Consider the following 12,965-nt stretch of genomic DNA (forward strand, 5'->3'; position numbering starts at 1 on the left):
CTATTCCATCGCCGCCCGCAGGAAATCCCGGCTGGCCGTCAACACGGCCCGCTGGGTCTGTTCCCCCGCCAGCATCCGCGCTATCACCAGCGCACCCACGCATTGACTGAGCATGGCCCAGGCCAGCGCTTCGTCGTTCAAGGTCACGGCCCAGGCCTGGTGCAGGGTGACCAGCCAGTGTTCCGCCTCTTCACGCACCGCGCTATCGGCGCGGGCGATCTCTGCGCCCAGGGTCGGGATCGGGCAGCCGCTTTGCGGATTGTGCACATGGGCCATGCTCAGGTATTGGTCGAGGCAGCGCTTGAGCAGCTCCGGCGTCAACTCGCCGCCTTGTGCACGCAGGTTGATCCTGCTGCCGGACAGCTCCTGGCGCACGATTTCGCTGAACAGGTCGTCCTTCGAAGGAAAGTGGTTGTAGAACGCTCCGCCGGTCAGGCCGATGGCCTTCATCAGCCCGGCCACGCCGGTGGTGGCGAAGCCGCCTTGCTTGGCGATGGCGCCGCTGCTCTGCACCAGCTTCTGCCGGGTCTGTTCCTTATGTTCGGTGGAATAGCGCACCTGGGCACCCTCGAATCGGTGGCTTGACGAAAGTCCGGATCATAGCATAGCGTTCGTTTACTAAACGATCATTCATCAATGAGGCAAGGCTCATGAAGGACAACAACAAGGTCGTACTGGTGATCGGTGCCGGCGACGCCACCGGCGGCGCGATCGCCAGGCGCTTTGCCCGGGAAGGCTATATCGCCTGTGTGACCCGGCGCAGCGCCGACAAGCTGCAACCCTTGCTGGACGAAATCCGTGCCGAGGGTGGCCAGGCCCACGGGTTCGGCTCCGATGCCCGCAAGGAAGAAGAGGTGGCCGCGCTGGTGGAGCAGATCGAAAGCAGCATCGGCCCGATCGAGGCCTTCGTCTTCAATATCGGCGCCAACGTGCCTTGCAGCATTCTTGAAGAGACGCCACGCAAGTACTTCAAGATCTGGGAAATGGCCTGCTTCGCCGGCTTCCTGACGGCCCAGGCGGTGGCGCGCCGCATGGTGGTGCGCGAGCGTGGCACCATCCTGTTCACCGGAGCCACGGCGGGATTGCGTGGCGCTGCCGGCTTTGCCGCTTTCGCCGGAGCCAAGCACGGCATTCGCGCCCTGGCCCAGAGCATGGCGCGGGAACTGGGGCCGCGGAACATCCATGTCGCCCATGTGGTGGTGGACGGCGCCATCGACACTGCCTTCATCCGCGACAGCTTCCCCGAGCGCTACGCGCTGAAGGACCAGGACGGCATCCTGGACCCGGCGCATATCGCCGACAACTACTGGCACCTGCATGCCCAGCCACGGGATGCCTGGACCTTCGAACTCGACCTGCGTCCGTGGATGGAACGCTGGTAATCGCCACCTTTGACAAGGACCCGAAGCATGAACAAGACCGTCGAATTCTTTTTCGATCTGGGCAGCCCGGCCAGTTACCTGGCCTGGACCCAACTGCCAGGGATCTGCGCCGAGCACGGGGCGCAGCTGGTGTTGCGGCCGATGTTGCTGGGTGGCGTGTTCCAGGCCACCGGCAACAGTTCGCCGGCGACGATTCCGGCCAAGAGGCGTTATTTTTTCAAGGACCTGCACCGGTATGCCCGGCGCTACGGTGTGCCGTTGAAGTTCAACGAGCACTTCCCGATCAACACCCTGGGCCTGATGCGTGCGGCGGTTGGCATGCAGTTGCGTCAGCCGCAGCGTTTCGAGCAATGGCTGGCTGTGATGTATCGGGCAATGTGGTCCGACGGGCGCAACCTTGGGGATCCGGCCGTGATCGCGCAGGTGCTGGAAGAAGGGGGGTTCGAGGCGTCCGGGTTCGAGGCGCTGACAAGCGATCCCGAGGTCAAGGCGGCGTTGAAGGCCGTCACTGAAGAGGCCGTGGGTCGCGGGGTATTCGGCGCACCGAGCTGCTTTGTCGGAGAGGAGCTGTTCTTTGGCCAGGATCGGTTGGAGTTCGTGGTGGAGGCGTTGAAAGCGTAAGTTTTCCGCGCGCTTGCCAGCGATGGCGTGGGTATCGCTGGCAAGCCAATCTTCAGGAACCTACGACAAACGGGCAGCCGCCTCGCGCAACATTGCCTCGGTGGCGTCCCAACCCAGGCAGCCATCGGTAATCGACACGCCGTACTTCAGCGGCGCCTTGCCCAGCGCCTGGCAGCCCTCGAACAGGTGGCTTTCGATCATCACCCCGACCAGCGAGCGATCACCCGCTACACGCTGGTCGATCACATCGCGCAGCACCGCCGGTTGCCTGAGGGGATCCTTGCCGCTGTTGGCATGGCTGCAATCGACCATGATCCGGGCTTCGACTCCGGCCTTGGCCAGCCCCTGGCGCGCCATGGCGACACTCGCAGCATCATGGTTGGGCCCCTTGTGCCCGCCGCGCAGGACCAGGTGGGTATCCGGGTTGCCGAGGGTTTCGACGATGGCCGGGTGGCCCTGGGCGTCCAGGCCGAAATGGCGGTGCGGGTGGGCCGCGCTGCGGATGGCGTCGCAGGCGATGCCGACACCGCCGTCGGTGCCGTTCTTGAAGCCCACCGGCAGGCCAAGGCCGCTGACCATCTCGCGGTGGATCTGCGATTCGGTGGTGCGGGCGCCGATCGCCGCCCAGCTCAGCACGTCGTCGAAGTAGCCGGCGGCCATCGGTTGCAACAGTTCGGTGGCCACCGGCAGCCCGCGCTCGAGCATGCCCAGCATCAATTCGCGGGACAGGCGCAGGCCACCGTGCATATCGTCGCTGCCATCCAGGTGCGGGTCGTAGGCCAGGCCTTTCCAGCCCACGGTGGTGCGGGGTTTTTCCACGTAGGCACGCATCACCAGGAGCAGTTTGTCATCCAGCTGGCGGGCCAGCGCAGCCAGGCGGTCGGCGTATTCGAGGGCGGAGCGGGGATCGTGCAGGGAGCAGGGGCCGACCACCACGAGCAGGCGCGGGTCATGGCCGTCGAGTATCTGTTTGATCGTGTTGCGGTGCTGCTGGACCTGGGCCGCAAGGGCCGTGGACAGCGGCAGCTGTTGCTTGAGTTGCACGGGGCTGGGCAGACGCAGGCTCACGGAGGTGTTGGCTGCGGCGGGGGTGTTCAGTGGCAGTGCCTGGGTAGTCGCTTGCATGTTCGGTATTCCCTGGGCGGAAGGCGGGTTCGGTCCCGCGCCTTCGGCCCTATCGTTGTGTTCGACAGATACGTGTATGTGTGCTGATGCCACCCGAAACGGACCGGTCGGAGGCGGCTGGCTGGCCCGAACGGCAGTGGCTAAATCGCCAGGCAGAGCTTTGGTAGCGGTAGCAGGTGGTGTAGTTCATGTGTCGATTCCTCAGTGATGTCTGGTGTTGAGCGGGCCGAAAAACAAAACCCCCGGAGGGCTGGGCCGTCCGGGGGTTCGAGAGTTCTCGTGTTCGGCGGCCCTGTTCGTGGGCGCCGGTGTGGGTATCAGCGGCGCCTGTGGCTAAACCAATACCCGAAATAAAACGCGGTTGGAGCGATGGAGCCACAGGCAGCCACGGACGCAACGGAACGCGCGAGGCGACCGGTGTGTTGTGCGTGGAGGTGAGTGGCGTGGTTCATGTGCTGCTCCAGTTGAATGCGACCGAGCTTACTTCAGCGCAACCGCGTGTATCAATGATTAATTCCGATCGTAACGATTAATTCGTTCAGCGGCGCAGGTAAGCCGTGAAGTCGATATCACCCGCGCTGAGGATCGCCTGCACCCGGTTGTGCACGTTGAGCTTGCGCAGGATTGCGGAAACGTGGGCCTTGACCGTGGTTTCGGCGATATCCAGGTTGTAGGCGATCTGCTTGTTCGATTCGCCCTTGGTCATGCGTTCCAGCACCAGCAGTTGCTTGCGGGTCAGGGCCTGGAGCAGCTCCGGAGCGAAACCCTGGGACTCGCTCTGGCTGCGGCGGCTGCCGCTTTTCTGGGTGCGAATGATGTCCGGCGGCAGGTACACGTTGCCGTTGAGGATCTGCTCGATGGCCTCGGTCATCTGCGAGCGTGGCGAGGACTTGGTGATAAAGCCCACCGCGCCATAGGTGATGGCCTGCAGGACGATCTGCTTGTCCTGTTCGGCAGAGACGATCACCACCGGAATGGTCGGCGCCTCGTTGCGCAGGTTGATCAGCCCGCCCAGGCCGTGCATGCCGGGCATGTTCAGGTCGAGCAGGATGAGGTCGAGATCGTCGTGCTCGCCGGTCAGCGCCAGGGCGCTGTCCAGGTCGGCGGTTTCCATTACCTCGCTGCCGGGGAAGCCATCGCTGATGACGTTATGAATGGCCTCGCGAAACAGCGGATGGTCGTCGGCGATCAGAATCTTGTACATGGCGTTTGCACCTTATTGTTTTGGTTTCGACCGCAAGGAAAACGTGATTCAGGGAAACGCTTCGGGCGTGGCGTTGACCACGGGCAGGCCGGCGTTTTCCCAGGCATCGAGGCCATCACGGTACCAGTACAACTGCGAGTAGCCCAGCGCCGCGGCGCGCTTGACCGCATTCCAGCTCAGCCAGCAGTCCGAGCGGCAGTAGAGGACGATGGCGCGCTGGCGATCGCCGTTGCTCAAGCGCTCGAGGTGGCGGCTGAAGTACCGGTTCCATTGGGCATCCAGCTCGCCGTCGCCGGTATTGGCCAGCCAGTGGCTGCCGGGCAGGTTGGCATGGGCTTCGCTGGCGATGAACTGGCCGTTGAGGAACGGGCGCTTGTACACGTCGATCAGCAGGGCTGGCGGTTGTTGCTCCAGCAGTGCCTGGACCCGGGCGGTGTCGACGGTGATGGCGGATTCGGCGGTGGCGGGCGTCGGGCTGCGATAAAGACCGCTACGGTAGCCGTCGGCAGAGAACAGCGCGGCATCGGCCAGGGCAGTGCTGGCGAAAAGGCAGGACAGGGCCAGGCAGGACAGGGCGGACAGGACACGGGGCGGCATGGTCGTCAGTCTCGTTTTTGTTATGCCGGTATTACAGGTCAGTGCCGAGGCTTTGTGAATGCGACCATCGACAGCAAAAGCGCTACCAAAGTAGTAGGCGAAGGGCTTGGGCAGGGCTCTAGCATGGGACCGTGGCGATAACGTAGCGATAACAACCAGAGAACACGCCGATGGACATCCTGCTGGTCGACGACCATCCGATGCTGCGCTTGGGCCTGAGTGCCGTGCTTGCCGAAGAACTGCCGGTGCGTGAGGCCGCCTCCGGTGAAGAAGCCTTGTTGCGTGTGCAGGAGCAGGTGCCGGGCCTGGTCCTGATGGATTTCGATCTACCCGGTATCAGCGGGCTGGAGACCACCCGGCGCTTGCGCCAGAGGCTGCCGCAATTGCGTGTGTTGTTTTTCAGCGAACATACCGAGCTTGGGCTGGTGCGCCAGGCGCTGGATGCCGGGGCCTGTGGCTTCCTGTCCAAGTCGGTGGCGGCGGCAACCCTGCTCGAAGCCGTACGCCGGGTGCTGGCCGGGCATGCCTATATCGAGCAGGCCCTGGCGACCCAACTGGCGACCCAGCCGCACCGGGTCGAGGAAAAGAACACCCGCCTGAGCGGCCTGACCCAGCGCGAAACCGAGATCTTCCTGATGCTGGCCAAGGGCACGTCGATGCGGATGATTGCCGAGCACCTGTGCCTGAGCGGGAAGACCGTGTCGAATTACCTGACGCTGTTGAAGAGCAAGTTGCAGGTGAGTTCGCATGCGGAGCTGGTGCACCTGGCGATCGAGACGGGGTTGCTCAGGATCGCGGCCTGACTTGAGGGCCTCATCGCCGGCAACGCCGGCTCCCACAGGGGATTGAGAACACCGCAGAACCTTGTGGGAGCCGGCGTTGCCGGCGATGAGGCCGGTGTGAACACCATCAATCCCAGGTCTTGGGACAGCCTTCGCAACCTTCCATGTTGGCATCCTGGAAGTTCGCATAATGCTTGCGGGTGCCCCGCAGGTCGGCCTTTTCCAGATTGCTTTCGCCGAACTTGGCTTCCTGCAGGTTGGCGTCGGACAGGTTCGCCCCGAGCAGGTCGGCGCGGCTTAGCCAGGTCATTTCCAGGTCGGCGGCCTGCAGGTTGCTGTTGTGCAGCTTGGCACCGGAAAGACGAGCGAACTCCAGGTAGGCGCCGCTCAGGTTGGCGTCATTGAATTTGGCCCCCTGGGCGAACATGCCCCAGGCCTGGGTGGCGATCAGGCTGGCGCCGGTGAGGTCGGCGATGCGCAGGTTGGCCTGCTGCAGGCTGGCACGGTTGAGGTTGGCGCCCTGCAACTGGGCCTTTTCCAGATTGGCCAGGTCGAGCCTGGCATGGCGCAGGTCGGCGCCCTTCAGGTTGGCGCCGGCCAGGTTCATCTTGCTCATGTCCTGGTTGTTCAGGTCGGCACCGGCGAGATTGGCATTCGGGCACTGGCTTTCCGGCTGGATCACGCAACCGTTGACGATCAGCGGCTGGTCGTCGCCATCGTCGGCGATCACGGCAAAGGCAGGGGTGATGGCGAGGGTCAGGAGTAGCGGGAGGTATTTCATGGGTAGCTCCTTCAAAGGGATGCACGCGTCCCCTGTGGGAGCGGGTTTACCCGCGATTGCGATGGTGAATCCACTGGAGTTATCGCGGGTGAACCCGCTCCCACAGGGGACGGGGTCGCTGTCAAAAGTACAGCGGGGGCTGCCAGGCCCCCGCTGGCGAGCTCAGATCAACGCTGCGCAGTCTTGGTATCCCAGCTCGGGATCTTGAACACCCAGAACGAACCGCCCTGTGCCACCGGCTTGGTCAGTTCGGCCATGTCGCCGCCCCACAGGGGGACCGCGCCGCCGTAGCCGACGGTCACGCCGATGTACTGCTCGCCATCCTGTTCCCAGGTGATGGGCGGGGAGACGATGCCGCTGCCGGTCTGGAATTTCCACAGTTCTTCGCCGGTCTTGGCGTTGAAGGCCTTGAAGTAGCCGTCACCGGTACCGGTGAACACCAGGTTGCCCTTGGTCGCCAGCACACCGGCCCACAGCGGCAGGCGTTCCTTGTGTTCCCAGACCATCTTGCCGGTGGTCGGGTCCATGGCCCGCAGCGAGCCTACGTGGTCTTCGTACATGCGTTTGATGCGGAAGCCCATGCCCAGGTAGGCGGAGCCTTTCTTGTAGTTGACTTCCTCGGTCCAGTATTCCTCTTTCCACTGGTTGGACGGCACGTAGAACAGGCCGGTGTCCTGGCTGTAGGCCATCGGGTTCCAGTTCTTGCCACCCAGGAACGGCGGCGAGACTTCCACCGGCTTGCCCTTGGTTTCGCCCGGTGCAGGCTTGGGCGGACGCTGGCCTTCGTTCTCCACCGGACGCCCGGTCTTGAGGTCGATATGGCTGGCCCAGGTGATGTTGTCGGCGAACGGGAAGGCGTTCTTCAGCTTGCCGTTGGTGCGGTCCACCACATAGAAGAAACCGTTGCGGTCGGCGTGGGCGGTGGCCTTGTACTGCTTGCCGTCCTTGTCCTTGTAGTCGAACAGCACCAGTTCGTTGTTGCCGGAGAAGTCCCAGGCATCGTTCGGGGTGTGCTGGTAGAACCACTTGACCTCGCCGGTGCTCGGATCGACGCCGACCTGGCCGGAGGTGTAGAGGCTGTCGTAGTCGTGCGGGTTGCCGTCTTTCGAGGTGCGCGCCCAGGTGTTCCATGGCCCCGGGTTACCGGCACCGACGATGATGGTGTTGGTTTCGGCATCGAAGCTCGCGCTTTGCCATGGGGCGCCGCCGCCGTGGCTCCAGGCTTCGACCTTGCCGGTCTCGGTGGTCGGATCATCCGGCCAGGACGGCGCCTTGACGTCGCCGGTCGGCGTGCTGTCCTTGCCGTTCAGGCGGCCCATGTGGCCTTCCACGAACGGACGCATCCACACCTCTTCGCCGGTTTCCGGGTCGCGGGCATAGAGCTGGCCGACCACGCCGAATTCGTCGCCGGAGCTGCCGTGGATCAGCAGCACCTTGCCGGTCTTCTGGTCCTTAATGAGGGTCGGGGCGCCGGTCATGGTGTAGCCGGCGGAGTGATCGCCGAACTTCTTGTTCCACACCACCTTGCCGGTGTCCTTGTTCAGGGCGATGACCCGGGCGTCGAGGGTGCCGAAGAAGATCTTGTCGCCGAAGATCGCCGCACCGCGGTTGACCACGTCGCAGCACGGACGAATGTTGTCCGGCAGGCGGTGGTTGTAGGTCCACAGGCGCTTGCCGGTCTTGGCGTCGAGGGCGAACACCCGCGAGTAGGATCCGGTGACATAGACCACGCCGTCGTTGACGATCGCTTGCGACTCCTGTCCACGCTGCTTCTCGTCGCCGAAGGAGAACGACCAGGCCGGGGTCAGCTTGAACACGTTCTTGTCGTTGACCGCTGCCAGCGGGCTCCAGCGCTGGGCGTTGGTGCCCATGCCGTATTGCAGCACGTTGTTGGTGGTCTTGTGGTCGTCGGCGATGTCTTCCCAGGTCACCGGCTTGGCATGGGCAGGCGCCATGGCCAGGGTGCCGACCAGCAGCACGGCCTGCACGGCGAGGGACAGGGGTGCCAGCGAGAGGCGAGAGTGTGCGGCGGGTAACGATCTTATTGTCATCTTGGTGTTTCCCAATGGAGGTTTTGGCCTGCATAGACTGGAACGCCAGGGCCACCCCGGATACGGAAAAACTCCCGCCCTTGCCGGGAAAACTTCCCGGTCCGGACATGACTTGGCATTGCCCCACAAGCCCTACTACCAACGGACTAGGACGCGACCACCAAAGCAGCATGGGGACGCCTGCGGACGCTTCCTAAGATGGCTGGCAGAACCTTTCGCCAGAGAGGTTTTCGCGTGCAAATCGTGCAACCTGAAGTAGTCGAGGGCAAAACAATGACAACAGTTAAGAACGCCTGCCTGAGTGCCGTTTTCCTGGCCGGCCTGGTGAGTGCAGGGGCGGTCATGGCCCACGGCAACGTAGTGCCGACGGCGGTCAATACCGGCAACCTGGAAAAGCTCGGCGAAGAGTGGCGTACCGAGAACCCTTACCGTAACAGCCCGCAGCATGACGAGGCGGTCGCCATCGGTGCCTCGGCCTACAACCAGAACTGTGCGGCCTGCCATGGCCTGGAAGCCAAGTCCGGCGGCATCGCCCCCGACCTGCGCATGCTCGACGAAGGCGCCGCCGGGGACGAGTGGTTCGTCGAGCGGGTGCGCAACGGCTCGGTACGCGACGGCCGCGTCTACATGCCGAAGATGGCCGACTACCTGAGCCAGGAAGCGCTCTGGGCCGTGCGCACCTACCTGGACAGCGTGCACGTCACGGAGTGATGCCATGACCCGGGTGCCGTTGCTGCTGCTGGCGTTATGCCTGGGTGCCCCGGCCCATGCCCTGGATCCGGGGCCCGACCCGGTGCCGTCGGTGATGTGGGAGTTCTACCGCAAGCAATGGATTGGCGACGAGCCGTACCGCTTCGATCAGCGGGTCAAGGTCGTCGCGCCGCCGTTCGCCGAGGACGCCCGGCAGGTACCGCTGCAGGTGGATGCCCGCGACGTGCCGGGCCGGGTCAGGCGCATGCTGGTCTGGGCCGAGCTTAATCCGCTGCCCAGGATCGTCGATTTTGCTCCGGGCCCGGACGTGCTGCCCTGGCTGGCGGTGCGGATCCGCATCGAACAGGCCACGCCGCTGCGTGCCGCCGTGCAGACCGAGGATGGCATCTGGCACGTCGGCTCGACCCTGATCGACGCTGCCGGTGGCGGCTGCACCGCGCCCAGCGTGGTGCGCAGCCAGCCGGGCTGGGAAGAACGGCTCGGCCAGGTGCTCGGTGGGCGCTATCCGCGCGAAGACTTCAGCCGCCTGCGCCTGTCGGTTGCGCACCCCATGGATAACGGCCTGATGGCCGTGATCCCGGAATTCTTCATCGAGCACGCCGAACTGTTCGACGCTGCGGGCCGGTCCCTGGCGACCCTCGAACTGTGGCCGGCCGTGAGCGAAAACCCCAGCCTGTCGTTCGACCTGCGCCGCCCGGGCCCGGTACGCCTGAGCCTGCGCGACAACAACGGCAATGCCTTCGACGCCGCCATCGAATGAGGTCCCGGATGCGAGCCTTGCTGTGCCTGTTGAGCCTCGTCAGCCTGCCGAGCCTGGCCGACCTGGATTACCGTCTCGAACCGCGCCGGATCGCTGACGACACCTGGGTGCTGGAGGGCAGCACCGAGAATTTTTCCCGTGACAATGGCGGCAACATCGTCAATACCGGGTTCATCGTCAGCGAGGCCGGGGTGGTGGTGATCGACAGCGGCCCTTCGCTGCGCTACGGCCAGGCCCTGCGCACGGCCATCGGCAAGGTCACCGACAAGCCGGTGGTGCAGGTGCTGATCACCCACCACCACCCTGACCACGCCCTGGGCAACCAGGCCTTCGCCGATGTGCCCATCGCCGCCTTGCCGGGCACCAACGCGCGGTTGGCGAAGGAGGGCGATGGCCTGGCGGAAAACATGTACCGCATGGTCGGCGACTGGATGCGCGGGACCCAGGTGCGGATGCCGGAACAGGCGCTGGAGCCGGGCGTGAAACACTTTGGTTCCCATCCACTGCGCTTGCTGGCGTTTACCGGCCATAGCGGTGCCGATCTAGCGGTGCTGGATGAAAAGACCGGTGTACTGTTTACCGGCGATCTTGTGTTCTACCAGCGTGCGCTGACCACCCCGCACAGCCCGGGGCTGCTGCAGTGGATGGAGGATCTTCAGCAGTTGCAGGTGCTGCCCTGGACGGTGCTGGTACCGGGGCATGGCCCGGTCAGCCAGGATCGCCGGCCGTTCGAGCAGATGATGGATTACCTCGGTTGGCTGGACGATCTGCTGCGCGACAGTGCGGCCAACGGCCTGGAGATGAACGAAGTGATCGCCACGCCGATTCCGGAACGGTTCGCGGCGGTGAAATTGAGCAAGTACGAGTTGATCCGAAGCGTGACCCATCTGTATCCGCGCTATGAGCAGGACTCCATGGCAAGGGTGGAACAATAAAAGTGGATGCGCTGCATACCCTGTGGGAGCGGGTTCACCCGCGATTACGGTAGTGAGTCCACTGACGTAATCGCGGGTGAACCCGCTCCCACAGGGGCCGCGGCGCTCATCAGATCCCTGATCATCTCCATGACCACCTGGATCGCCGGATCCCGCGCACTGTCCGCCCGCCAGCCCAGTTCCACGGAGTAACGCGGCAAATCGATCGGGCAGGGCAGGCAGATCAACCCGGACAACCGCGCCAGGGCCAGCGCCGCGTGGGTCGGCAGCGTGGCAATGCAATCGCTGCTGTGCAACAAGGCCGGCAATGCCGCGAAATGCGTGGTCGACGCCTCGACCCGCCGGTTCTGCCCAAGTGCCGCCAGCGCCTCGTCCACCACCCCGACATAGCCGCCGGACGACACCAGCACATGCCCGCGCCGAAGAAAGTCCTCCAGCCCCAGCTCACCCGGCAGTGCACTGAGACAGCTGTATCCACCGCTGCCCAGCACCTGACGTCCCAGTACCCGTGAAGCGATGGCCCCGGCGGTCAGCGCCAGGTCGATCTGCCGCCCCATTAACGCATCCGCGGCGAGCATGCTGTGGGTTTGCTTGAACAGCAGGCGCAAGCCAGGCGCCCGCTGCTTCGCCAGGTCGATCAGGGCCCGGCCGATGGCCAGTTCATGGTCGTCCGATAGCCCCAGGGCCACTGTACGGCCATGGAAGGCGGCCCCGGCACCGCTGACCAGCAACAGGCTCTGCCGGCATTTCTCCAGCGCTGCGCCGATGATCGGACGCAGTTCCTCGCTTTTCGCAGTGGGCCGCAACCCGCGTCCGGTGCGCTCGAACAGGTGATCGCCATACACCAGGCGCAGGCGGGCGAGGGCGGCACTCACGGCCGACTGGGTGATGCCCAGGCGAATCGCTGCACGGCCTGCGCCGCCTTCCTCGTACAGGGCTTCGAAGACCTTCAGCAGGTTGAGGTCCAGCGAGCAGATATCGATTTGCTTCATATCAGATGATTTGTGTACTGAATTGATTGATAACGCAGTGCTGGCGACTATGCCTCAATCTACCCACCACAAGCGAGACAGACCCATGCCAACTTCCATCGTTGCCGCTTTGCAGATCGGCTCGCGCCCCGAGGGCAAGACCGCCACCCTGGAGGCGATCCTGGCCTACGAGGAGCGCATCAAGGCGTCCGGCGCCGGCCTCGTGGTCATGCCGGAGGCGCTGCTGGGCGGCTATCCGAAAGGCGAGATCTTCGGCACCTACCTGGGCTATCGCCTGCCCGAAGGTCGCGAGGCTTTCCAGCGCTACTACGAAAACGCCATCGACGTCCCCGGCGCCGAAACCGACGAGCTGGCCGGCCTGGCCCAGCGCACCGGTGCGCACCTGGTGATCGGTGTGATCGAGCGATCCGGCAACACGCTGTTCTGCACTGCGCTGTTCTTCTCCCCGGAGGGCGGCCTGGTCAGCAAGCATCGCAAGCTGATGCCGACCGGTACCGAGCGCCTGATCTGGGGCCAGGGCGACGGTTCGACCCTGCCGGTGCTGGACACGCCGGTGGGCAAGGTTGGCGCGGCGATCTGCTGGGAAAACCATATGCCGCTGCTGCGCACGGCGATGTACGCCAAGGGCGTGCAGGTCTGGTGCGCACCGACCGTGGACGAGCGCGATGTCTGGCAGGCGTCGATGCGTCACATTGCCCACGAAGGCCGCCTGTTCCTGGTCAGCGCCTGTCAGGTCCAGCCGTCGCCGAATACCTTGGGTATCGAGGTGCCGCATTGGGACGCTGATCGCCCGCTGATCCAGGGCAACAGCGTGATCGTCGGGCCGCTTGGCGACGTGCTGGCGGGGCCTTTGCGCGGGGAAGAAGGCTTGCTGACGGCGCAGATCGACCTGGAGGAACTGGTGCGGGCACGTTATGACTTCGATGTGGTCGGGCATTACTCTCGACCGGATGTGTTTTCGCTGGTGGTGGACGAGCGGGCCAAGCGGACTGTGGAGTTTCGGCGCTAGGCAGGATCGGCCTCA

At 64.4% G+C, this 12,965-nt stretch carries 14 protein-coding genes; 7 read left to right on the forward strand and 7 right to left on the reverse strand.

Translation table 11 applies throughout. The annotated features are described in order from the left end of the window. Entirely contained in the window at window positions 1–558 is a 558-nt protein-coding gene (locus tag ACPFMA_RS13945; protein WP_425930534.1) for a TetR/AcrR family transcriptional regulator, read from the reverse strand. A gap of 92 nt (window positions 559–650) precedes the next feature. Here ACPFMA_RS13945 and ACPFMA_RS13950 point away from each other — a divergent pair, with 92 nt between their 5' ends. Both ACPFMA_RS13950 and ACPFMA_RS13955 read left to right on the forward strand, forming a co-directional pair. After that, window positions 651–1,382: an SDR family oxidoreductase gene (locus ACPFMA_RS13950; protein WP_064301259.1), complete on the forward strand. Its 732-nt coding sequence runs from the start codon at window positions 651–653 to the stop codon at window positions 1,380–1,382. Between the two features lie 27 nt (window positions 1,383–1,409). After that, on the forward strand, window positions 1,410–2,003 hold the full coding sequence (locus ACPFMA_RS13955) for a 2-hydroxychromene-2-carboxylate isomerase (protein ID WP_425930535.1): 594 nt from the start codon (window positions 1,410–1,412) through the stop codon (window positions 2,001–2,003). 60 nt (window positions 2,004–2,063) lie between these two features. Here the strand turns inward: ACPFMA_RS13955 and ACPFMA_RS13960 are convergent, their stop codons facing one another. The 3 genes from ACPFMA_RS13960 to ACPFMA_RS13970 form a co-directional block, all read right to left on the reverse strand. Continuing rightward, window positions 2,064–3,128, reverse strand: coding sequence for a 3-deoxy-7-phosphoheptulonate synthase (locus tag ACPFMA_RS13960; protein WP_425930536.1), 1,065 nt, complete (start codon window positions 3,126–3,128; stop codon window positions 2,064–2,066). Between the two features lie 538 nt (window positions 3,129–3,666). After that, entirely contained in the window at window positions 3,667–4,332 is a 666-nt protein-coding gene (locus ACPFMA_RS13965; protein WP_009398444.1) for a response regulator, read from the reverse strand. Window positions 4,333–4,380: 48 nt separating this feature from the next. Beyond that, window positions 4,381–4,929, reverse strand: a complete 549-nt coding sequence (locus ACPFMA_RS13970; RefSeq protein WP_425930537.1) for a PQQ-dependent catabolism-associated CXXCW motif protein — start codon at window positions 4,927–4,929, stop codon at window positions 4,381–4,383. Between the two features lie 170 nt (window positions 4,930–5,099). On the opposite strand from ACPFMA_RS13970, the gene ACPFMA_RS13975 reads away from it, so the two are divergent. Beyond that, window positions 5,100–5,732 carry a response regulator gene (locus tag ACPFMA_RS13975; RefSeq protein WP_425930538.1) on the forward strand — a complete coding sequence of 211 codons (633 nt, stop codon included), beginning with the start codon at window positions 5,100–5,102 and terminating at the stop codon, window positions 5,730–5,732. A 106-nt stretch (window positions 5,733–5,838) separates the two neighbouring features. Here ACPFMA_RS13975 and ACPFMA_RS13980 read toward each other — a convergent pair whose 3' ends face one another. Together ACPFMA_RS13980 and exaA are read right to left on the reverse strand one after the other, a co-directional pair. Further along, a complete protein-coding gene (locus ACPFMA_RS13980; protein ID WP_420056536.1) occupies window positions 5,839–6,492 on the reverse strand; it encodes a pentapeptide repeat-containing protein in 654 nt (217 codons plus the stop codon). 167 nt (window positions 6,493–6,659) lie between these two features. Further along, a complete protein-coding gene (exaA, locus tag ACPFMA_RS13985; RefSeq protein ID WP_240160484.1) occupies window positions 6,660–8,447 on the reverse strand; it encodes a quinoprotein ethanol dehydrogenase in 1,788 nt (595 codons plus the stop codon). A gap of 369 nt (window positions 8,448–8,816) precedes the next feature. On the opposite strand from exaA, the gene pedF reads away from it, so the two are divergent. Genes pedF through ACPFMA_RS14000 form a run of 3 tightly spaced genes read left to right on the forward strand, consistent with a single transcriptional unit; the run spans window position 8,817 to window position 10,949 of the window. Continuing rightward, entirely contained in the window at window positions 8,817–9,254 is a 438-nt protein-coding gene (gene pedF / locus ACPFMA_RS13990; RefSeq protein WP_064301253.1) for a cytochrome c-550 PedF, read from the forward strand. A 4-nt stretch (window positions 9,255–9,258) separates the two neighbouring features. Beyond that, a complete protein-coding gene (locus ACPFMA_RS13995) occupies window positions 9,259–10,014 on the forward strand; it encodes a quinoprotein dehydrogenase-associated SoxYZ-like carrier (RefSeq protein ID WP_425930539.1) in 756 nt (251 codons plus the stop codon). An 8-nt stretch (window positions 10,015–10,022) separates the two neighbouring features. Further along, the gene (locus tag ACPFMA_RS14000) at window positions 10,023–10,949 is read left to right on the forward strand and encodes a quinoprotein relay system zinc metallohydrolase 1 (RefSeq protein WP_425930540.1); all 927 of its coding nucleotides are present in this window, start codon (window positions 10,023–10,025) and stop codon (window positions 10,947–10,949) included. 44 nt (window positions 10,950–10,993) lie between these two features. Here ACPFMA_RS14000 and ACPFMA_RS14005 read toward each other — a convergent pair whose 3' ends face one another. Next, entirely contained in the window at window positions 10,994–11,941 is a 948-nt protein-coding gene (locus ACPFMA_RS14005) for a LysR family transcriptional regulator (RefSeq protein WP_425930541.1), read from the reverse strand. Between the two features lie 85 nt (window positions 11,942–12,026). Between ACPFMA_RS14005 and ACPFMA_RS14010 the strand changes: the two genes are divergently transcribed. Next, window positions 12,027–12,950 carry a carbon-nitrogen hydrolase family protein gene (locus ACPFMA_RS14010; protein ID WP_420056533.1) on the forward strand — a complete coding sequence of 308 codons (924 nt, stop codon included), beginning with the start codon at window positions 12,027–12,029 and terminating at the stop codon, window positions 12,948–12,950. The last annotated feature ends 15 nt before the right edge of the window (window positions 12,951–12,965 follow it).

Source organism: Pseudomonas sp. NyZ201 (assembly GCF_049860765.1).
GTDB lineage: Bacteria > Pseudomonadota > Gammaproteobacteria > Pseudomonadales > Pseudomonadaceae > Aquipseudomonas > Aquipseudomonas bharatica.